General features: G+C 75.0%; 22 protein-coding genes. 10 read left to right on the top strand and 12 right to left on the bottom strand.

Features of this window, described 5'->3' with window-relative positions:
• Window positions 1-10 precede the first annotated feature (10 nt).
• From OG767_RS11265 to OG767_RS11255, 3 genes are read left to right on the top strand one after another with little or no spacing between them, the layout of a single operon-like run.
• A complete protein-coding gene (locus tag OG767_RS11265; protein WP_405093352.1) occupies window positions 11-571 on the top strand; it encodes a hypothetical protein in 561 nt (186 codons plus the stop codon).
• The gene (locus OG767_RS11260; RefSeq protein ID WP_405093351.1) at window positions 568-1,248 is read left to right on the top strand and encodes an HAD family hydrolase; all 681 of its coding nucleotides are present in this window, start codon (window positions 568-570) and stop codon (window positions 1,246-1,248) included. Before OG767_RS11265 ends, OG767_RS11260 begins: the two co-directional genes overlap by 4 nt.
• Complete coding sequence (locus OG767_RS11255) at window positions 1,245-1,685, top strand: VOC family protein (RefSeq protein ID WP_405093350.1); 441 nt, start codon at window positions 1,245-1,247, stop codon at window positions 1,683-1,685. The genes OG767_RS11260 and OG767_RS11255 overlap by 4 nt, the downstream gene beginning before the upstream one ends.
• A gap of 92 nt (window positions 1,686-1,777) precedes the next feature.
• Here OG767_RS11255 and OG767_RS11250 read toward each other — a convergent pair whose 3' ends face one another.
• On the bottom strand, window positions 1,778-2,722 hold the full coding sequence (locus OG767_RS11250; protein WP_405093349.1) for an FAD-dependent oxidoreductase: 945 nt from the start codon (window positions 2,720-2,722) through the stop codon (window positions 1,778-1,780).
• 114 nt (window positions 2,723-2,836) lie between these two features.
• On the opposite strand from OG767_RS11250, the gene OG767_RS11245 reads away from it, so the two are divergent.
• Window positions 2,837-3,733: a LysR family transcriptional regulator gene (locus OG767_RS11245; protein WP_405093348.1), complete on the top strand. Its 897-nt coding sequence runs from the start codon at window positions 2,837-2,839 to the stop codon at window positions 3,731-3,733.
• A 15-nt stretch (window positions 3,734-3,748) separates the two neighbouring features.
• Here OG767_RS11245 and OG767_RS11240 read toward each other — a convergent pair whose 3' ends face one another.
• The 6 genes from OG767_RS11240 to OG767_RS11215 all read right to left on the bottom strand — a co-directional run bounded on the left by OG767_RS11240 (window position 3,749) and on the right by OG767_RS11215 (window position 9,829).
• Window positions 3,749-4,987 (bottom strand): DUF2201 family putative metallopeptidase, encoded by a 1,239-nt coding sequence (locus OG767_RS11240; RefSeq protein ID WP_405093347.1) that lies wholly within the window; start codon window positions 4,985-4,987, stop codon window positions 3,749-3,751.
• Window positions 4,984-6,216, bottom strand: coding sequence for an AAA family ATPase (locus OG767_RS11235; protein WP_405093346.1), 1,233 nt, complete (start codon window positions 6,214-6,216; stop codon window positions 4,984-4,986). Before OG767_RS11235 ends, OG767_RS11240 begins: the two co-directional genes overlap by 4 nt.
• Window positions 6,217-6,257: 41 nt before the next feature.
• Window positions 6,258-7,589: a hypothetical protein gene (locus tag OG767_RS11230; protein WP_405093345.1), complete on the bottom strand. Its 1,332-nt coding sequence runs from the start codon at window positions 7,587-7,589 to the stop codon at window positions 6,258-6,260.
• Window positions 7,590-7,680: 91 nt separating this feature from the next.
• Window positions 7,681-8,541 (bottom strand): hypothetical protein, encoded by an 861-nt coding sequence (locus tag OG767_RS11225; RefSeq protein WP_405093344.1) that lies wholly within the window; start codon window positions 8,539-8,541, stop codon window positions 7,681-7,683.
• Window positions 8,542-8,588: 47 nt separating this feature from the next.
• A complete protein-coding gene (locus tag OG767_RS11220) occupies window positions 8,589-9,203 on the bottom strand; it encodes a dihydrofolate reductase family protein (protein WP_405093343.1) in 615 nt (204 codons plus the stop codon).
• 86 nt (window positions 9,204-9,289) lie between these two features.
• On the bottom strand, window positions 9,290-9,829 hold the full coding sequence (locus OG767_RS11215) for a DinB family protein (protein WP_405093342.1): 540 nt from the start codon (window positions 9,827-9,829) through the stop codon (window positions 9,290-9,292).
• Between the two features lie 217 nt (window positions 9,830-10,046).
• Here OG767_RS11215 and OG767_RS11210 point away from each other — a divergent pair, with 217 nt between their 5' ends.
• The 5 genes from OG767_RS11210 (at window position 10,047) to OG767_RS11190 (ending at window position 12,347) form a co-directional block, all read left to right on the top strand.
• Window positions 10,047-10,472: an iron chaperone gene (locus tag OG767_RS11210; RefSeq protein WP_405093341.1), complete on the top strand. Its 426-nt coding sequence runs from the start codon at window positions 10,047-10,049 to the stop codon at window positions 10,470-10,472.
• 91 nt (window positions 10,473-10,563) lie between these two features.
• Entirely contained in the window at window positions 10,564-10,887 is a 324-nt protein-coding gene (locus tag OG767_RS11205) for an ArsR/SmtB family transcription factor (protein WP_405093340.1), read from the top strand.
• Complete coding sequence (locus tag OG767_RS11200; protein ID WP_405093339.1) at window positions 10,884-11,354, top strand: SRPBCC domain-containing protein; 471 nt, start codon at window positions 10,884-10,886, stop codon at window positions 11,352-11,354. Before OG767_RS11205 ends, OG767_RS11200 begins: the two co-directional genes overlap by 4 nt.
• Window positions 11,332-11,688, top strand: coding sequence for a nuclear transport factor 2 family protein (locus OG767_RS11195; RefSeq protein WP_405093338.1), 357 nt, complete (start codon window positions 11,332-11,334; stop codon window positions 11,686-11,688). Before OG767_RS11200 ends, OG767_RS11195 begins: the two co-directional genes overlap by 23 nt.
• 80 nt (window positions 11,689-11,768) lie before the next feature.
• On the top strand, window positions 11,769-12,347 hold the full coding sequence (locus OG767_RS11190) for a dihydrofolate reductase family protein (RefSeq protein WP_405093337.1): 579 nt from the start codon (window positions 11,769-11,771) through the stop codon (window positions 12,345-12,347).
• Here the strand turns inward: OG767_RS11190 and OG767_RS11185 are convergent.
• Together OG767_RS11185 and OG767_RS11180 are read right to left on the bottom strand one after the other, a co-directional pair.
• On the bottom strand, window positions 12,329-13,039 hold the full coding sequence (locus OG767_RS11185; RefSeq protein ID WP_405093336.1) for a helix-turn-helix domain-containing protein: 711 nt from the start codon (window positions 13,037-13,039) through the stop codon (window positions 12,329-12,331). The genes OG767_RS11190 and OG767_RS11185 overlap by 19 nt on opposite strands.
• Before the next feature lie 32 nt (window positions 13,040-13,071).
• Window positions 13,072-13,974, bottom strand: coding sequence for a sulfotransferase domain-containing protein (locus OG767_RS11180; protein WP_405093335.1), 903 nt, complete (start codon window positions 13,972-13,974; stop codon window positions 13,072-13,074).
• A 272-nt stretch (window positions 13,975-14,246) separates the two neighbouring features.
• On the opposite strand from OG767_RS11180, the gene OG767_RS11175 reads away from it, so the two are divergent.
• A complete protein-coding gene (locus OG767_RS11175) occupies window positions 14,247-17,549 on the top strand; it encodes a hypothetical protein (RefSeq protein WP_405093334.1) in 3,303 nt (1,100 codons plus the stop codon).
• Here OG767_RS11175 and OG767_RS11170 read toward each other — a convergent pair.
• The 3 genes from OG767_RS11170 to OG767_RS11160 all read right to left on the bottom strand — a co-directional run bounded on the left by OG767_RS11170 (window position 17,528) and on the right by OG767_RS11160 (window position 20,293).
• Window positions 17,528-18,007 carry a cupin domain-containing protein gene (locus OG767_RS11170; RefSeq protein ID WP_405093333.1) on the bottom strand — a complete coding sequence of 160 codons (480 nt, stop codon included), beginning with the start codon at window positions 18,005-18,007 and terminating at the stop codon, window positions 17,528-17,530. The genes OG767_RS11175 and OG767_RS11170 overlap by 22 nt on opposite strands.
• 54 nt (window positions 18,008-18,061) lie before the next feature.
• On the bottom strand, window positions 18,062-19,063 hold the full coding sequence (locus OG767_RS11165; protein ID WP_405093332.1) for a hypothetical protein: 1,002 nt from the start codon (window positions 19,061-19,063) through the stop codon (window positions 18,062-18,064).
• Window positions 19,064-19,159: 96 nt separating this feature from the next.
• Window positions 19,160-20,293: a hypothetical protein gene (locus OG767_RS11160; RefSeq protein ID WP_405093331.1), complete on the bottom strand. Its 1,134-nt coding sequence runs from the start codon at window positions 20,291-20,293 to the stop codon at window positions 19,160-19,162.
• Between the last annotated feature and the right edge of the window lie 218 nt (window positions 20,294-20,511).

Raw genomic sequence — 20,511 nt, 5'->3', positions numbered from 1 at the left:
CCATGTCGACATGCGTAAGATCCCCACGCTGTTCCGCCGCGACCCCGAGGACCGCCGACGCGTCCTCGACGAGGTCGACCCCGAGTGCCGGTGGGTGCTCGACGGCGAGGGCGTCGCCACCCGCAAGTACGACGGCACCTGCGTGCTGCTCGACACCGACGGCACGTGGTGGGCGCGGCGCGAGGTGAAGCCCGGCAAGGCCCAGCCGCCCGGCTACCGACCGGTCATGACCGACGGGACCACCGGCAAGACCGTCGGTTGGGAGCCGATCGCACGGTCGTCGTTCGCGAAGTACCACGCCGAGGCCCTGGCCGCGCACGCGGGCGAGCCCCGCCCCGGCACCTTCGAGCTGATCGGCCCCAAGATCAACGGCAACCCCGAGGGGGTACGCGGACACGCGCTGGTCGCGCACGCCGACGCCGACCGGCTGGACGTTCCGCGCGACGCGGCCGGTCTGCGCGAGTGGCTGCTGGCGCATCCCGCGTACGAGGGCGTCGTCTGGCACCACCCGGACGGCCGCCGCGCCAAGCTCAAGCGCCGCGACGTCACCGGACCGGAGCAACTCGCATGATCGAGGCGGTCTTCTTCGACGTCGGGGGGACGATCCTCGACGAGTCGCGCGAGTTCGCGGACTGGGCGGACTGGTTCGGCGTGCCCCGGCACACGTTCTCCGCCGTCCTCGGCGCGGTGATCGCCCGGGGACAGGACTGGCAGGAGGCGTTCCGGACCTTCCGGCCCGACTTCGACCTCGCGGCCGAGTTGGCGCGTCGGGCCGCCGCCGGCCGGCCGGAGTCGTTCGACGAGGAGGATCTCTACCCGGACGCGCGGGCGTGCCTGACCGCGCTGAAGGGTCAGGGACTGCGCGTCGGCCTGGCCGGCAACCAGCCGGCCCACGCCGAGGCGAGCCTGCGCGCGCTCGACCTTCCGGTGGACGTGATCGGCACGTCGCACGGCTGGGGCGTGGCGAAGCCGGCGCCGGCGTTCTTCGCGCGGCTGGTCCGCGAGGCCGGCCATCACCCGTCGTCCATCCTGTACGTCGGCGACCGGCCCGACAACGACGCGGGCGCGGCCATGGCGGCGGGCATGCCGGCGTGCCTGATCCGGCGCGGCCCGTGGGGTCACATCCTCGACCTGCCGGCCGTGGCGCAGCGCTGCCTGTTCCGGATCGGGTCGCTCGACGAACTGCCGGGCCTGGTCGCGGCACACAACGCCGGCCGTCGGTCCGCCGTTCTACCCTCGGGGACATGACGATTCAGCGCATGGACAACGTCGGCATCGTCGTCGACGACCTCGACGCCGCCGTCGCGTTCTTCACCGCACTCGGCATGGAGCTGGAAGGCCGGATGCCGATCGAGGGAAGCTGGGCGGGGAAGGTCGTCGGGCTCGACGACATGCGCAGCGAGATCGCGATGATGCGGATCCCGGACGCGCCGGGCCGGCTCGAACTGGCGACGTACCACTCGCCGCGGGCGATCGTGCCCGAGCCCAGCGTCACCCCGGCCAACACGCGGGGCCTGCACCGCGTCATGTTCGCCGTCGACGACATCGAGGACACGCTCGCCCGGCTCCGCCCGCACGGCGCGGAACTCGTCGGCGAGGTGACGCGCTTCGAGGACAGTTTCCTGCTCTGCTACCTACGTGGGCCGAGCGGCATCATCGTCGCGCTGGCCGAGCACCTGAACTGAGTCGTCCACGCTCTCAGGTCGACAGGCGCCGAGGGCTGATCAGTCGCCGGCCAGCTCCGGGACGTTCCGCGAACGACGCAGCCACCGGAGCGTCAGCCCGCCAGGGCCAGGTCGGCGACCTCGGCCGCGCAGCCCCAGGACAGCGTCACCCCGGCACCACCGTGCCCGTACGCGTGCACCAGCCGCCCACCGCCGGAATCCCGCTCGACCCGGGGCCCGCCGTGCCGAACCGGTCGCAGCCCGATCCGCTCCCCCAGCACCGGCGCGTCCGCCAACCGTGGCACCAACGCGACGCAGCGACGCCGGATCGCCGCCGCCGTCTCCGGGTCCGGCCGGGTGTGCCCCACCCCGAGCTGGTAGGTGCCGCCGAGCACCACGTCGTGCCGGCGCGGGTGCACGTACGTGACGCCCGCCGGGTCGTCCTCGTCGCGTACCGAGACGGTCAGGCCGGGGTTCGCCACCAGCACGATGTGCCCGCGCGCCGGGTGCACGGCCGGGTCGGCGGCGAGCCGGCCGGCGGCCAGGCCGGTCGCGTTGACCACGGTCGGCGCGATCTCGTACGCCTCGGCGAGCGTGTCCAGCGCACGCCGGACGATCCGGCCGCCACCGGCCGCCACCTGCCGGTGCAGCCAGGTCAGGTAGCGGTTCATCTCCACCGTCGGCGCGGTGAACCGCAGCAGCGCGGTGTACGGCGGCCGGGCCGGCTCGACCACCAGGTCACCGCAGGCGTCGGCCCACCAGGGCGGCCCGGCGTACGGGCGGCGCAACCACATCCGGGTCGGCCGGTCCACCACCCCGGGCACCCCGTCGGCGGCCTGGCGGCGCAGCTCGGCGTGGGTGTCCCGGGCCCAGCGCAGCACCCGCGGGTCCGCCTCCGTGTGGCTCGGGTACCAGACCGCCGCGGCCACCGTGGACACCGTGTCCGCCGGGTCGTCGGCGGTCAGCACGGTGACCCGCGCGCCGCGCCGCTGAAGCGTGACCGCCGCGGTCATCCCGATCACCCCGCCGCCGACCACCACCACGTCCGCTGTCGCCATGGTCCGCTCCCCTCGCCCGTACCGTCGATGTGTTGCCGATGGTGACCCCCGGGAGACGGTGCCGTCCAAGACGGATCGGACCGGCGGCGATAAGCGGCGCTTATGATGGGTGGCATGGTCGAGGCCCCGGGCGCCTGGTCGGACCTGCGCCGGCTGCGCTCGTTCGTGGTGCTCGCCGACGAGCTGCACTTCACCCGCGCGGCGGCCCGGCTGCGCATCGCCCAGCCCGCGCTCAGCCAGCAGATCCGCGCCCTGGAACGGCAGCTCGGCGTGCCGCTGGTGCACCGCACCAGCCGGGGCTGCACGCTGACCGAGGTCGGCGCCCGGGTCGCCGACGAGGCCGCCCGGCTGCTCGCCGAGGTGGACGCCGCCACCGCCCGCATCCGCGACCTGGCGCGCGGACGGGGTGGTCGGCTGCGGTTGGCGTACACCCGGTCGGCGCGCGGCGGCCGGGTCGACACGCTGATCGCCCGGTTCCGGGCCGCCCACCCCGGTGTCGAGGTGGTGTCCGAGACGGCGTGGACCGCGCCGAACGTGGCCGGCCTGCTCGCCGGCCGGCTGGACGCGGCGTTCGTCCGGCCGCCGGTGGACGAGCCGGCGCTGGCCTGCCGCACGGTCGACACCGAGGAGCTGCTGCTGGCGTTGCCGGCGGGCCACCCGCTGGCCGCCGGCCGCCGCCGGATCGGCCGGGCCGAGGTGGTCGACCTGCCGGCGGTGATGTGGCCACGGGAGAACGGGCCCGGCATGTTCGACCGGACCATCGCCCAGGTGTGGCCGCGCGGCGGCTTCCGGCTGGTCCGGCACGAACCGGACGACGAGCAGTTGCTGCGCGCGGTGGCGGAGGGCGACGTGGTCGCGGCCGTGCCGGCCGGTCGGGCGCGGGCGTTGCGCCTGCCCGGCGTACGGCTGCGCCGGTTCGCCGCCCCGACGCCCACCGTGGACGTCGGGCTGGCCTGGCCGGTGGACAGCACCAACCCGGCGCTGCACGCGCTGCTGGCGCTGCTCGACTGAACCGGACCGCCGCGCTCACCGGCCCGGGGAACCGATGGTCACCACCCGCGCCCAGTCCGGCGGCGGGTCCGGCACGTGATCCGGGTCCTGCTCGCTCCACCGCACCGGCCGGGGAAACAGGCCCACCACGGTCCGGCAGGAGGGCCGGGTGGCGGGCCAGGGCGTCTGCCCGTCGGTCAGCACGACGACGACGTCCGGGCGCCGGGCGTCCCGCAGCGCCCGCGCGAATCCGGTACGCAGGTCCGTCCCGCCGCCGCCGACCAGCGGGAGGTCCTCGGCCCGGCACAGCGTCAGCACCCGGTGCGCGGCGGCGTCGCAGGGCAGCACGGTGACCAGGTCACGGCGTCCGCCCACGGCCCGGGCGATCGCGGCGACCTCCAGCAGCGCGCTGCCCAGTTCGGTGTCGCTGACCGAGCCGGAGGTGTCGACGACCACGCAGACGCGCGGTGGCCGGCGGCGCAGCGCCGGCAGGACCACACCGGGTACACCGGCCGAGCGCCGCGACGGCCGGCCGTAGGTGTAGTCGTCGCCCGCCCCGGAGGCCGAGACCGCGGAACGGACGGCGGCGCCCAGCAGCTCCCGCCACGGCTGCGGCGGGTGGAACACCTCCTCCGCCCACCGCCGCCAGCCCTTCGGCGCGGTCCCGGGCCGGCCGGTGATCCCCTCGGCCACCCGGAACCGCACCGCGTCCCGCTCCTGCTCGGTGAGCCCGTGCGCGCCGTCCGATCCCAGGTCCCACGCCCGGTCCAGGCCGTCGGCGCCGCTGCCGCAGTCCAGCCAGGCCAGGTGCTGGGTGAGCGGCCCGAGCCGGAACTGGCGCAGGTACTCCTCCATCAACTGCCCCTCGGGCAGGCGCAGGCAGCCGGGCTCGACGGCATCCGCGGGCCGCACCAGCCCGTCGCCGTACGCGTCGTCGTTGATCTCGCAGTCCGCGGCGATGTTGACCCGCAGCCGTTCCGCGGCCCCGGTCAGCCCGTGCTCCCGGAGAAACCGGTCACCCCGGCCGTGGTGGTCCCGCAGCAGGTGGGACACCTCGTGCACCCACACGGCGGCGAGGTCCGCCACCGGCGTACGGGCCACGAACAGCGGCGAGACGTAGCAACGCCAGTGCCGGTCCACGGCCATCGTGGGCACCCGGCGGGACTCGACCACGTGCAGCGCGAACAGCGCGGTGGCCAGGTAGGGGCGGACCCGCGCCGCGTACAGGCGGGCGGTGAGCAGCTTGTCCCGGTCGAGGACGACGGTGGCGCTCATCGGCCGGCCGCGACCCGGGCCGCCGTCTCGTCGGCGCCCCGGGACAGCGACGCCACCGGGGTGAGGCGGTCGATCACCGGCGGGACGTCCCAGTCCTCGCGGCGGAGCCGGGCCAGCGTGGCGGCGGGCACGACCACCAGGTCCGGGGCGCCGGTCTCCGCCGCCCGGCCGAGCAGTGTCCAGGCCGCGTCCCACCGGGCGCGTTCCGGGCGTCGACGGACCGCCTCCACCACCGCGTCCAGCACGGCCTGGCGCAGGTCACCCCGCTCGGGCAGGGTGGCGGCGAGCGGATCGGCCAACACCTCCTCCGGGTCGGGCAGATCCATCCGGTCCAGGCTGGCCAGCAGCTCCAGCCCCGGTCCGTCGCCCACCGCGCCGCGGACCAGCGCGGACAGCACGTCCCGGGAGGTGTCCGCCGCGGCGGCGAACGCGATCAGCCGCAGCGCCATCTCCCAGCTACGCGGCGAGGGCCACGCGCCGCCCCGGCCGGCCTCGCTGGTCGGCAACCGGTGCACAAGCGTCGGGCGGGCCGACAGCAGCGTGCACACCGCGCGGCGGGCGTGTTCGACGGCGCCGGCCAGCCGCGCCGGGTCGAGCCGGGGCAGGGCCGCCCGGGGCCAGGTGCCGCCGAGACCGCGGACGACGACCTCGTGGTCGTGGCTCCACTGAAGATGGACGAACCGGTTGGCCAGCGGCGGGCTCAGCTCCCAGCCGTCGGCGGCCGAGGTACGCGGGTTGGCGGCGGCCACGATCCGGACCCCGGGCGGCAGGCGCAGGCTGCCGACGCGTCGTTCCAGCACGAGGCGGAGCAGTGCCGCCTGCACCGCGGGCGGGGCGGTCGACAGCTCGTCCAGGAACAGCAGTCCCCGGCCGGCGTGGACCAGGCGCACCGCCCAGTCCGGCGGCGCCATCGGCACGCCCTGGTTGGCCGGGTCGTCGCCGACGACCGGCAGACCGGCGAAGTCGGACGGTTCGTGCACACTGGCGATCACCGTGGTCAGCGGCAGGTCCAGGGACGCGGCGAGCTGGGTCAACGCGGCCGTCTTGCCGATCCCCGGCGCGCCCCAGAGCAGCACCGGCAGGTCGGCGGCCACGGCCAGCGTCAGCGCCTCCAGTTGCGGGTCGGGCCGCAGCTCGGTGGCGCTGGTCCCGAGCAGGGCGATCAGGTCGGCGGCGACATCGAGCTGCGCCGGCGGGTGGGTGTCGGTCCGGATGACGGCAGGGGGCATGGGAGATCACCTTGGGGGGTTCGTGACGGGCTGCGGCCCGGTCAGCGGAAAAGGGCGTGACGAGGGTGGGAACGCCGGTCCGAGGCGGATCGCGGGTCCCGGGTGGACGGCACCGGGCAGCGGCCGGCCAGCCCGGCCCGGAACAGCCCGTGGCTGATCCGCCGCAGCGCGGCGTCCTCCAGCTCCGCGCGCAGCTCACCGTGGCGCAGCAGCGCGTCCGGCCCGAGCAGCGCCTCGACCGCCGCCACCGCGCCGGGCAGGTCGCCGTGGTCGAGGCGGGCGCGGATGTCGGGCAGGGACTCGGGCCGGCGGTGCGCCTCGTCGATCGCGCGCAGGCACGGCAGCGGCGTACCGGTGAGCGTGGCGAGCAGCTCCTCCCGGCGTACCTCCGCCGGGTCGTGGTCCAGCGGCGCGAGCACACCGTCGACGAGGCCGATCCGGTGCCGGGCGCCACGGCAGTCGACCAGGCGGGGCTGGTCTCCCGGCCGGTCGTCGCGGGCCCGGACGGTGGCCGGAGCGCCCGGGGCGAGCGCCGACGCCACAAGCGGGTGCAGCCGGTCCAGCTCGATCATCCGATGGCGCAGCAGTTCCACGTCCGGCGGTGTCCGGGTCGCCGCGTCCGGCAGTACCGGCAGCGCGGTCGACCGGCCCGACCGGGCCGTCCACCCGCCGCCCCGGCGTTGCAGGATCAGGCGGCGACGCGACCCGAGCCGCACCGCCACCGCCTCGCCGGTCGACTCCTCGGCCCGGAGCAGCAGCGCCGCCTCGGCCGGCCACCGGTGTGCCGGATATCCGTGGGCCGGACCCGCCGGGTCGACCGCCGGCAGGTCGGCGCCGGAGCGGACCCGCAGCTCACCTGCCCGGCGCGCGTCCCACAGGTGGCGGTGCAGGTCGAGTCGGAAGCGACGGTCGGGCCGGGGATGCGGGTGGGCCGCCGCGTCGTCGCCGGGGCCGGCCCACACCGCCAGGCTGATCCGCTGCCCGGCGTCGGCCCACGCCGGCGGCGTCCGTGCCACGAGCTGTGCCGCCCCGGTGCCGCCCCGGCCGGGCGGGCCGTACCGGGCCAGCGTGACGGTCAGCCCGGGACGCAGCAGCCCGTCCGGGGCGGTCCTCGGCAGGTGCCAGCGCAACAGGTCGGGCACCAGGTGCCGGAGGTCGTCGCGGAGCCGCGCGGCCAGCTCGCGGCCGTGCCGGTGGACGACCGCGCGCAGGCTCAGATCGACGTCGACACGGGTGACCGCACAGGCGCCGGCCCAGTCGCCCACCGAACGGCGGGCGGTCGCGGCCTGGATCATGTCGGGCAGGACGGCGTACTCACGCACCCGCTGCCAGAGGGAGAGGCGGGAATCCGCGTTCGCGGCCGGGGAGCGCATCAGCACTCACCTTGCGCGAACCGGGCCCCCAATCTGCACGAGAGAGTCATCGCCGAGGATCGTAGCGGCGCGCCCGGCGGACCGCCAGCGGTTACCCCGGACCGGCCGCCGGCGCGGGCGCCGCGGGCGCGCCGCGGCCGGCTCCGGCGAGGCCGGCGACGAGCAGCAGGTACGCGGTCAGCTCGACCAGCACGGCGAGCGCCGGCACCGGCTGCGGCAGCGTCGCCGTGGGCGTGACGGCGTACAACACCCCGGCCTCGGTGAACGTCGGGACGGGCAGCCGCACCGCGTCGATGCTGGTGTCGATCAGTGGCCACGCCACCAGCGACAGCAGGACAGCGCCGGCCGCGGCGAGCCGGCGCCCCCGGCCGACCAGCAGCACGGCGAGCGCCAGCGCGGTCAGCGCGAGGGCGAGCGCCGGAAGGACCGCCAGGACCAGCGCGCCCACCGCGTCCGCCACGTCCGGACCACCCGGCCGCGACCGCTGCTCGGCCAGCAGGTCCCGCCGGAGCTCGACGACCCGGACCAGCGCGTACCCGAGGAGCGGCACCGCCACCAGCGCGGCGGCCACCACCGGGCCACGCGTGACGCGGGCTCGCCACCCGACCAGCAGCAGCACGGTCGCGGCCAGCGCCGCCCCGCAGGCGGTGAGGGCCGCCTCGAAGCCGGCCGTGACGTCGACGTGCTCGATCCGGCCGTACACCGTCCAGCCGAACTCCTGCGTGCCGGGCGCTGCCGGCATGGTGCGGACCGCGTCCACCAGCAGCACCGCCAGCGCCACCGGCACCGGCCAGCGCGGGGTCGGCAGGCCACGGGCCAGCGCGTAGGCGAGCAGCAACGCCAGGCTCAGCACCTCGGCGCCGCGCCACACCGGGTGCGCCGCCAGGACGCCGACGGCGTGCAGCACGGCGCATGCCGCCGCACCGGTCAGGAGCAACGGGCTGCGGCGCACGCCGCGGATCTTGCCACGGCGTGCGGGCCCGCCGCTGCCCCGCGCGTTCAGCTTCCGGTGGCCAACTGCTCCTTCGCGTCGTCGTAACCGGCCTGGCCCGGTGCGTCGGCCGGCGCGTAGATGACCCGGATGACGCCCGTCGGATAGGCCTCCGTCGCGGTCACCCGGAGGTGGTACGGGCGGTCGCCCTCGTCGAACAGCTTGCGTCCCTTGCGGGCCGCCACCGGGTGCACCAGCAGCCGCAGCTCGTCGACCAGCCCGGCGGCGAGCAACTGCTGCACCACCGAGATCGAACCGGGGATGAGGATGCCCTTGATGCCGGCGTCGGCCTTGAGCGCCGCCACCGCGTCGACCAGGTCGCCCTGGACCAGCTCGGAGTTGCGCCAGGAGAACTCCAGCGGCTGGCGGGAGACGACCACCTTGCGCATGTCGCCGAGCTGCTTGGCGAACGGCGCGTCGTCGCCGCCTTCGGCCTCCCGGCCCGGCCACGCGCCGGCGAAGCTGTCGTAGGTCTCACGGCCGATCAGCAGGACGTCGGAGGTGTCGTAGTCCTCGGTGACGGCGCGGCCCATGTTGTCGTCGAAGTAGGGGAAGTGCCAGTCCGGGTCGATCTCGGCGACGCCGTCGGCCGAGATGAACAACGTGGAGACGACCTTCGCCATCGTGGTGCTCCTTCATGTTCCAGGTGATGTCGACGGGTGGACCGCCGTCGCATGCCAAACTCATCGGCTCGTCGGCGGGTCACGTCTCAGATCGTGAAGTCCGGCGGCGCGCCCTCGCCGACCCGCCCGTCCACCGCCTCGCGGAGCAGGTCGGCGTGTCCGGTGTGACGCGCGTACTCCTCGATCATGTCGAGGAGCATGGCGCGGACGGTGGGCGTGCGACCGTCCGGCCAGGTGAAGGAGGCCGGCCCGGCCAGGCCACGCTCCTCGGTCACGGCCGCCACCAGGACGCAGGAGCGCTCGACCGCGGCCCGCCACAACGCGTGCGCCTCGCCCGGAGCGTCGGTTGCGCCGGTGCGCCACTCCCAGTCGGGGACGGCCTCGAAGTCGACGCCGTCCCACGGGGGGCCGTGCTCCTCGCCGGCCAGCTTGACGGCCAGCCAGTCCGCCTCGACCAGGGCCATGTGCTTGACCAGGCCGCCGAGCGTCATCGAGCTGGCGGCCGTGGTCGCGCACAGCCCTTTCTCGTCGAGCCCGGACGTCTTCCAGGCGAACGTCCGCCGGTTGCGCTCCAGGACCGAGAGCAACGCCTCGGCCTCGGTGGGGGTGGCCGTCACCTCAGTCATCGCCGGATCATAGGCCGCCGTGCCGCTGCCGGCTGTCCCCCGTTGCGCCTGACGCGTGAGAAGGGGCCCCTCCTATACCGGAGGCGTTAAGCGGGGGCCCGGCCTTGCTCCCGGAAGCGATCAGGAATCGAGAAGCGGGGTGGGTAGGGGCGGTCGTAGCGTTTCTGCTGAGCGGGGCGACGTCACGTCGACCGCCGGGGAACGAGGGGGAACCGAGATGAGCGAGGGCTTCAGCGCCGAGGAACGCGCCGCGATGAAGGAGCGCGCCGCCGAGCTGCGCGCCGAGGGGAAGAAGGGCGGGAAGAAGGCCGACGAGTTGCAGGCGGTCCTCGACCGGATCGCACAGATGGCGCCGGCCGACCGCGAGCTGGCCGAGCGCGTGCACGTGACGATCACCGCCGCCGCTCCCGAGCTGTCGCCGAAGACCTGGTACGGCATGCCCGCGTACGCGAACGCGGCCGGCAAGATCGTGGTCTTCTTCCAGGACTCGGGGAAGTTCAACTACCGCTACTCGACGGTGGGCTTCCAGGACGCGGCCAACCTCGACGACGGTGACATGTGGCCGGCGTCGTTCGCGCTGCTGCGGTGGAGCCCGGCGGTGGAGAAGCAGCTCACCGAGCTGGTGCGGACTGCGGTCTCCTGACGTGCGCGTCGACGGGTGGTCGATCCGCCACCCCGCCGCCCATTCGCAAACAGATGCTTGCGAAAGCGGTCGTTTTCGTTAGGGTGGGGGCGTGTCCGACCTCGACCTCGCGTTCGCCGCGCTCGGCGACCCCGTCCGCCGCGCCCTGGTGACCCGCCTCGCCCACGGTGACGCCACGGTGGGCGAGCTGGCCGAGCCGTTCGACCTGACCCCGCAGGCGATCTCCCACCACGTGGGCGTGCTGCGCCGCTGCGGCCTGGTCGAGCAACGCCGCGAGGGCACCCGGCGGCCCTGCCGGCTCCGGGCCGACCGGCTCGCGCCGCTCGGCGCCTGGCTCGACGAGCAGCGCCGGGCCTGGGACGACCGACTTGACGCGCTCGACCGCCACCTCGACGACGGGGCGGGCAGCCGGTGACCGCCCGCGCCGAGCGGCACGGCGACGAACTGATCGCCCGTCGACACCTCCGTGCCGGGGCGGCCCGGGTCTGGGCCGCCTTCACCACGCCGACGGGCCTCGCGGCGTTCTGGGGCGGCTCACACGCCGAGGTGCCACCCGGGTCGGTGACCGTGGACGCGCGGCCCGGCGGCGAGTTCGCGCTCGACACCCGCGCCCCGGACGGCGCGACCCGCCGACTCCGCTTCGTCTACGTGCGCCTCGACCCGCCACGTGAACTCGTCTTCGACGAACCGGTGACCGGCCTGCGCACGACCGTGACGCTCCGGCCCGCCGGCGAGGGCACCGAACTGACCGTCCACCAGCGCCGGCTCCCGCCGGAGCTGCGGACCGCCCGGGCCGCGGACGGGCTCGCCTCGATCCTCGACGCGCTCGCCGCCCACCTTTCCGCCGAAGGAGCCGACAGTGCCGCAGATCAGCCAGCGTGACCTGGTCGACGAATACTTCGCCGGCTTCCGGGCCAGCGACCACCCGCGCATCCTGGCGACGCTCACCGACGACGTGGAATGGGTCATCCACGGTCACCGCACCACCCGGGGTCGGGCGGAGTTCGACGGCGAGATCGAGAACCCGGCGTTCGCCGGCAGCCCGCGGCTCGACGTCGAGCGGGTGCACGAGGACGGCCCCGTCGTCGTGGTGACCGGCGAGGGGCGCGGGGTCAGCGTGGCGCACGGGCCGTTCCGCTTCGCCTTCAACGACCTGTTCACGTTCCGCGACGGGCTCATCGCCCGCGTCGACTCCTACGTGGTCCCGCTGCCCTGACACCGGCCCGGCCCGGCCCGATGCGCGGCGTGTCGTTTCCGTACAAGACAGTGGGCGGCCCGGATTCCTAGCATTCCCCCATGCGTGATCTTGTCTATACCGGTTTCCTGTCCCTCGACGGCGTGGTGGACTCCCCCGGCGGCGGGCCGGGCGAGGAGCATCGCAGCGGTGGCTGGGTGGTGCGGGACATCGAGTTCGTGCCGGAGGCCTTCTCGCTCAAGGGCGAGGAGCTGGCCGACACCACGGCGTTGATGTTCGGTCGCCGCAGCTACCAGGCGTTCGCGCCGGTCTGGCGGGACTCCGACGACCACGCCGACTACCGGGAGCTGCCGAAGTACGTGGTCTCGTCCGGCCTGCCCGACGACGCGCTCGTCGACGGCTGGGGCCCGACGACGATCCTGCGCTCGACCGACGACGTGGCCGCGCTCAAACGGGGCGAGGGCGGGGCGGTCTTCATCCACGGCAGCGCGGAACTCGCCCGCCGTCTGTCGGACGCCGGCCTGATCGACCGGTACCACCTGCTCGTCTTCCCGGTGCTGCTCGGGGCCGGGAAGCGCCTGTTCAGCACTGCCGACAAGGACAAGCAGACGGTGCGGCTGCGGGAGTCCGAGACCTACTCGAACGGCGTGCTGAAGCTGATCTACGACGTGGTCCGCTGACCCAGGTCCAGCGCGATCGGTCGGCCCCCGCCCGCGCGCAACTGCCCCGCCGTCCTCCCGACGTACCGGCGCAGCGCGCGGGCCAGGTGCGGCTCGTCGACGTACCCGAGCCGGGTGACCGCCTCAGCCACCGCGACGCCGGCGGCCAGCAGCGCCGCGGCCTCCCGGGCGCGTTCGATCTGCCGCACGGCGCCCTGGGTCAGCCCGGTCGCCGCCCGGAACCGACGTTCCACGGTGCGCGGCGACGCGTAGGGGCGGTGGCCGCGGCGAAGCTCGGCGACGAACGGGTCGCGGACCACCGCGCCGGCGCGGACCAGCCGCTCGACGAGCGCCTCGGCGTCGTCCGGGCCCGGTGTCTCCCACCGGTCGCCGGCCAGCCGGAACGTCCGGCGGGTGACGTCGGGCAGCGTGGCGCCGCGGTCGACCAGGGCCGGGACGGGGAGGACGCGCAGCGACGTCCCCACCGCGAACTCGATGCCGACGAAGGCGGCGCCCGCCGGCACCGGCGCGACGCCCGCGCCGGTCTCGGGCCCGGAGACGCTCGCGTACGGCCGGCCGTCGCACCGCCAGAAGACCAGGCCCCAGCACGCGGTGGCCACCGACGTCATCTCCGTGACCGGCCCGCTGGCGCAGGTCCACACCGTGTCGACCCACCCGGAGTCGGACGCGCGCGTGGTGAACCGCAGTGCCACGGCAGCAGGATACGGCGCTCGGCCGACAACCCCTACCGGGCCGCCGGGTCCGGCCCGTCGGGCCGGGCGGCGACCGCGTCGCGGGCGGGGTAGCCCAGCACCTCGGCCAGGTCACCGGCCGCCGCGGTGTAGGCGGCGTAGATGTCGTCGTCGAAGTGGTTGCGCCAGTCGCCGGCCGCGCCCTTGCGGTAGTGGGAGATCCGGCCCGGCGTCTCCTTGTCCTTCTTCATCTTCGTGAAGCTGTAGCGGGCCAGGAGCGCGGTCAGGTCGGACGGCGGCAGCGTGATGCCGCAGTGCCGCATCAGCCGGTCCACCTCTTCGGCCTGCCGGTCGCCGGTCAGGTCCTCGTAGCGGAACAGGCGGAACGTCTCCGCGGGCGGGGCCACCGCCCACGAGCGCATCTGCCCGAACTGCTTCTTGTCGCGGAGGCGGGCGATGACGTAGAGCATCCCCTCCTTCTTCGACTTCTCCTGGAGGGCCTTGCGGGCCTGCGGGATGTCACCCATCGGGGCGTGCGAGTTCCGCAGCGAGAAGTAGCTCGACACCACCACGTCGCGCGGGTCGCGGATCACGAAGAAGGCGCGGTACGTGCCGGCCTTCGGCACCGCCTCGAACCGGCGGTGGGACAGGAAGATCGCGAGGCCGACCCGGCCGCGCGGGACGGGCGCGGTCGCGCCGCCGGAGTAGAAGCGCGGGTCGTACGGCAGCAGCCCGGAATGACGGTAGACGGTCGGATCGCTGAACAACGCCTTGATCCACTGGCTGCCCGTCTTGCGGACGGTGCAGTGGAAGATGTTGTCGAATTCGCTGCGGGAAACGACCGGCACGGTGAGCCGCATCCGGGTGTTGCGCGTTTCCATCTGCGCCCGCCGAGCCGCGACGCGCATGGAGTTCGGCGTATTGTGCTTGGCGAATTCGACGGCGCGATTGATCATTTTTCCAAACCTATCCGCGCCCCGCGGAGCAGGGCATACCGACACCTACGCGCATGTCGCACAGCCGGAATCCGCAGACTCCATCCGCTCGCCCCGCGCCCCGATGCGCCGCTAGGAATATCCCCGACGGTCCCATTAATGTCAATCGGAGCAGACCTGAGAGTAAGCTGAAAATCCGCAATTTACATAGGAATTGCAGGAATAGCGGGCGCGCGGGATTCCGGTCCGCCCGGCGTCGGGCCGGCACCCGGGGCGCGACACCCACCGGCACAATGTGCGTCGTGCTCACCGCCACCCGCGCGCTGCTGACGTCGCTCGACCCACTCCCCCACCGGGCCCGGATGCGCCACCTCGCCGACTGGGCACGCACCGCGCCCGACCGCGCCCGGGTCTGCGCCGACCTCCGCGGAGGGGACGCCTACGCCCGGCGGCTCGCGTTGATCGCCGCCCTGGTGGTCCGGGACGACGCCGCCGTCGCCGCCGCGACCCACGACCCGCTGCCGTCGATCCGGGCCACCGCGCTCGCCGGGGCGCTGCGCGCCGGCACACCCGCCGGCGACCTCACCGACCGGGCCGCTGTCGACCGGCGGCGGGTCTACCGCACGCTGCGCCGCCGGCCGGTGCCGGCCGTCGCCGACGCGCTGATCACCGAGGTACGCGACCGGTTCGGCGACGAGGAGGCCGCCGCGTTGCTGCCGGCCTGCGGCACCGACACGGTACGGGCGTTGCTGCCCGACCTGGAACACGCGCTCAGCCTGGAGCGGCTGGTCCGGCGGCACGCCGGCACGCTGCTGGCCCGGACCCGCGAGCGGCTGGCCGCGGCCCCGCCCGAGCAACGCGCCCGGATCTGGGGCGAGGTCGCCGGCGCGGTACTGCGATGCGACCCGGCGGAAGCGCTCGACCTGCTCGAACGGTACGCGCCGGAGCGGTCGCTGCCCGGCCCGCCGGTCGCGTACGGGCGGCTCGCCGCGTACGACGCGGCCCGCGTCGTACGCCTGCTCGCCACGCCGGGACGCGCGGCCTGGGTGGCCCGGACCACGCCGCCGCCGGCGCTGCTGCGACGCCTCGCGGTGCTGCCCACCGACGAGCTGGCACCGCTCGCCGCCCGGTTCCGGGACCACGGCCGGAGCCTGGCGGCGCTGCTCGACGCCGTCGCGCCGCACCGGCGCGGCGAGCTGTACGACCTGGCGTTCGCCGGCACCGACACCACGCTGCTGGTGCCGGCCGCCGAGGTCATGGACGTGCTGCCGGCGACGGTCCGGGTCCGGGAGGCGACCCGGGTACTCGGCCTGCCCCGGATCCGGGAACGGGAGGCCGACGTCCGCGCGTGGAGCGCCTACCTGCCCTGGCCGGACGCGTCCGCCGCGCTGGACGGCGCGGTGCGCTCCGGTGACGCGGACGAGCGGGCCACCGGCTGGGCGCTGCTGGTGGCCGCCGCCCGCCGCTCCCGCGACCCGCGCGTGGTGGCCGAGCTGGTCGCCCGGCTCGCCCGGCTGCGCAACGAGCAGGATCCGGTACGCGCCTCCGCGCTCACCGCGCTGTCCCGGGTCGCGCCGCTGCTCACCGCCGACACGGCCGACGGGCTGACGCGGGTGACCACCGACGCGGTCGACGCGCGGGACGCCTCGGCCGCCACCACGTCGGCGCTGAGCCACCTCGCCGTCGACGTGCTGGCGCACCACGTCGACGTGGCGCCGTTGCGCGGATGGGCGCTGCTCACCGTCGACCGGGTGAGCAGCGGCGCGACCGTGCCGGTGCTGCGCCGCTTCGACCAGGTGCTGCGGCGCGGGCAGGAGACCATGGTCTTCGAGCGGCTGCGCGGCTGGGTCGAGGCCGGCATGAGGCGCGGCAACTACGCTCCGCTCTTCGCGCTCACGTACGCGCTGGGCAGGCGGGCCTGGCGACTGCCCGCGCTCCAGGGGCTGCTGCGCCGGGCGCTCGCCCGGGACACGCTGCCCGCGGTGGCGCGGACGGCGATCGCGCTGTGGCTCGCCGACCCGGCCACCCGCGCCGAGCGGGTGGCCGAGGTGCTCGGCGTCGACGCGTCGGCGGTGACGCTGCACGTGGTCTGGGAGACGGTCGGACGCGTCCGCACCGACCTGCTCGACCGGGCGCTGGGCCGCCGCCCGCGCGGCCGGTTCGTCGAGTCCGGGATCCGGTGGGTGCCCGGCCACGCGCCGGGGGCCGCCCGCTGGCTGCCCCGCCAGCAGGCCCGCTTCGTGGAGTTGCAGGAGCTGGTCGTCGCCGACACCGGCCACGTCGTGTGGCAACGCGCGTCGGCGATCCGGGCCGCCGCCGGCCTCGGCGACGCCGGGCGGACGCTGGTGCGGCGCCACCTCGACGCGCCCGAGGTGCCGATTGCCGAGGCGGCGCTGGGTGCGCTGGTCCGGACCGACCGCCCGGACGAGGCGCTGCCGGTGCTGCTCCGCCACGCCGACGGCGACCGGGCCCGGGTCGCGCTGTACGCGGCGGCCCGCGCCGCCCGGCACGTCCCGCCGTCCCGGCTGGTCGACCTGCTCGGCGCGCTGCTGCGGACCGGGCCCGCGAAGCTCACCAGCCGGAAGGAGGCCGCCCGGCTGCTGGCCCGCTACGGGCCGCCCGCGGCGATGGCGACGCTGCGCGACGCGTACCTGGATGCGGGAACGCACCGGGACCTGCGGGCGGCGATCGTCTCCGCCGCCCGGCAGCGACTGACCCCGGAGGCGAGCTGGACCGTCCTGCGGGCCGCGGTCGGCGGCAGCCGCGAGGAACGACGCGCGGTCCTCGGCGCGTATCCGTACTGGCTCCCGGAACGCCACCGGCCCCGCTACGCCGCGCTCGTCGTCGAGGCGTGTCGCGCCCCCGACCGGGAGGTCCGGCGCGCCGCGTTCGATCGGCTCGGGGAATGGGCGCCCTGGTTGGCGGACGTCACCGACCTGGTCGTCGACCGGCTCACCGACCTGGACGAGACGCTTGTCGACCTCGCGGTGGCCGACCTGCTGCGGGCCGGCGGCGACGAGGTGCTCGGCGTCGCGCTGGCGCGGCTGGTCGACCGGGACGCCGCCGACGACCGGCCCGGCGACCCGGCCGCCGACCGACCCGCCCGGCGGCGCGTCGACGTGCTCGCCCGCGGCGCTGCCGTCCGGGTCGCGCACCGGCCGGCCGACGCCGAACGGACCGCGCTCGTCGACGCCGCCCGATGGCTCGCCGGCCGGCCCGGTTTCGTCGGCACGGCCGCCGGCCTGCTGGTCGACCTCGGCCGGCTGGACAACCTGGACGAGGTCGCGGCGCTCTGCGCGGGCCGGCCCGTCCTCGCGGTACGCGCCGCCGGGCGGGTCGGCGCGCGGCTGCGCGCCCTCCCGGACTGGCCGGACCTGACCGGGCTCGACGACGTGGTGGCGCGGCTGGCCGGCCGGGGTGACCTGGCCGGCGGGCTGTTCGCGGTGGCGCTGGTCCGGCACGGGGCGGTCTCCGGGTGGCCGGAGCCGTGGCGGGGCCTGCTGACCGGGCTGCGCCGGCACCCCGACGCCGACGTGCGGGAGGAGGCGTACGGCGTCGACATGCGGGAGGCAGCTCACACCCAGTGGGTGTCGTGACGGAGGAAGAACTCCGTCCGCTCCTCCTCGCTCATCTCGGCCAGCTCGCGGATCCCCTCGAAGTAGCCCTCTCGGGGTGCGCCGGGCGCGAAGTGCAGCAGCATCGACGCGGGCCGACCGGACTCGTTGCGGAACGCGTGCACCCCGCCCTCCGGCACGTGGACGAAGTCGCCCGGCCCACAGTCGATCCAGCGCCGCCCGTCGTAGATGCGGATGACGCCGCTGAGCACGAAGAACGACTCGGAGATGCTGCGGTGGAAGTGCGGCGCCGGGCCGCTGGGCGTCGCGCCCATGTCCCACCGGTAGAGGCCGAACCGGCCGTTCGTGGTCGCGCCGGTGGCCAGGTAGTGTGCCCCGCCGCCGCTCGCATGCCGCAGGTCGGGTGCGGCGCCGGCCGGGCGGTAGGTCGCGTTGGCCTCGCCAGTGGACCCGAGGTAGCGCGGCGGCGGGTAGGTCATCGGCGTCTCCGGTCACTCGGTGCGTTCTGGGTGGCGAGGGCTGAGCCGGCGGTGTCACCGGTGCTCGGGGTCACGCTCGGGCACCAGCATCCACGTGTCGGGCGGGCCGGTGACCGGGCGTGCGCTCCTCGGCTCCAGGCCCACGTAGGCGCAGGCGTAGGCAGCCGGGGTGCCGCGGTACAGGTAGCTCAGTAGGATCTCGTCGGGCGTCGCGTCCTCCCACGGCTCGCCGCCGGGGTGCAGGTCCCTCGCCGGAGTCGGCGCATCGGTGAAGACACTGCCCTGATTGCCGCTCTTCGGGTTCGCGAACAGGCCGTAGGCGATCGTCCCGGCGGACACCGCCCGGCCTACCACGAGCGTCTGCGGTTGGTAACCCCACGGCTGGGTCAGCACGCATCCGCCGGGCACGTCGGTGCCCCCGATCAGCAGCGGATCGTGGATGTCCTCCAGCCAGCGCCAGGCGTCGGGGTCGGCGTCCGGGTCGAAGTCCTCGTCCACCTCCACGTCGTAGCGGGTGAGCAGGTCATCCTCCGTCGCCGTAGTGGCATGCAGACGCCGGACCACGTCGGCGGTGTCGATGCCGGCGACGCTGAGCAGCCCGGTGCCCTCGAGATGGATCCCGGTGAACGTGGCGCGCAGCCGCGGAGCCCGGGCCGCGACCCCCGCCTCGGCCGGGGTCAGCGCGACATCCGCCGGGCGGCCGGTGAAGAGGGCGGGCTCCGGACCGGCGAGGCTGAGCCGCCCCGGCGACCACCCCGCCATCATCGGCAACCACGGGTCGGCTCCGGCGTCGGCCAGCACCCGGGCGTTGTCCGCGCGGCCGGCGTGCACCGCGAGCCAGAGCGCCGACCGCCCGTCGGCGGGCCGGTCGAGGTCGTGTGCCGCCCGGGCCATCGCTGCCACCACCGCCGGCGAGGCGGACTCCGCCGTCTCGTGCAGCATCGTGCGGCCACCCTGCCAGCACGGCGCGAGCGGGTCGGCCCCGGCCGCCAGCCGCGCCCGAACCTGTGCCACGTCGCCGCCGCGCAGCAGCCCGACGCCGTCCCAGTCGCCCATCGCGTAGCCTCCCCGTAGCTCGCTCCACGACGGGGAGAGGCTACGTCGCGGGTGCGACACCCGAGGTATCCCGGTCCAACCCGCCACGACCCGGGATCAGCCGTCCCGATCAGGTCGTCCGAGAGGGGACCGGCCGTCCGACAGCGCCGGCACATAGTCGCCGGGCCCGTGCACGGCCCCGCCGCGCTCCGCCCGGCGTCGGAGACGTCCGGTACGTATCCGCCTCGCGCTGCCGGTACGCGTGCCGACCGCCTTGGCCAGGGGCCAACTCGCCTGCCGGGACATCTCCGCGACCAGTTCCTGATCGAGCAGCGGCCGGTTGAACCGGGCGAAGGCGGCGACGGTCGCCGGGGCGGCCGACTGCCAAACGGCGAACGCCCCGCCGCCGACCGCGACGAGCGCAGTGGCCGTCCTGGTGACGGCAGATCCCTGAGAGGTGAGAGCCATCAGGATCACCACCGCGCCCACCACCAGAAGCACCGGCAGGACGACCGGCCACCACAGTCTCCGGATGGTGAGACCGAGGAGATCGCGGTAGGTCAGCGTCATCCGACTGAGGATGGCGGCGTTGTTCTGCTCGACCAGGAGGTTACGCGGATCGAGGACCCCGGTCAGGATGCTCCGCCACAGGTCGGCCTGCGCGTTGAGTTGATTGTTGAGCGCCGACAGGCGGTCTGCCTTCCGGCGGGAATCCCGGCAGGCGTCGGCCACCGCACCGGTCCAGAACATGAGGGACTCCCGGACCACGCTCGCCGCGTACTCCGGCAGAGCGCTCGACAGCTCGGTGAGCCACTGGCCACGTTGATGCTGACGACCATGGCTGAACGATTTCTCGATGCTCGCCGGATCCTCCCGACGCCGGTGCCGCGCCGCGTCGGCCAGTGATCGGCCGAGCAGGTAGGCGGTGCCGTACCGTCGATCCGTCGCCTGGCACCATCTCATGAGGTCGACGTGGGTCCGGCGCAGGGCGGCGACGAGCCGGTCCATGCCCGGCCCGCCGGGGCCGACGTCCTCCAGTTCGGACCGGACATCATCCAGGGTAGGCGCGACTGACGAAACCGGCACGGACCGGTGGAGCTTCTCCGTCCCCATGTTGATCTCGTCGAGCAGCGCCTCCAGCCGTTGTCGAGGGCTGAGTGCGCCAAGACCTGGCAGGGCACGTTCGGTGGTGTCGCTGTCCCAGGTCCGAGCCAGCGTCCCGCTGACGGCGATCTCGAACGCCTTCGCCATCGACCAGCCGAGGTCGAACGCGGTCGACGCCGCTCGACTCTCCCCCTCGCCCCCCGGCACGTCCACCTCGGGAGTCTCAGCCGTCCGCCCCGCCGGTGAGGACGCCGTTTCCATCGCTTCCTCCCGCGACTCTCGGCTGTACGTCGGTCTCCCGCGCCTGATCGGCGGCGGGATACCCGCATTCGTGAGGAACATCCCTCTCCCGCCACGCCAGCCCC

The sequence above is a fragment of the Micromonospora sp. NBC_01392 genome, assembly GCF_045040125.1.
In the GTDB taxonomy this organism is placed as follows: Bacteria; Actinomycetota; Actinomycetes; order Mycobacteriales; family Micromonosporaceae; genus Micromonospora.
The sequence above is the reverse complement of the archived record's forward strand: the minus strand, read 5'-3'. Positions and strand labels throughout refer to the sequence as shown.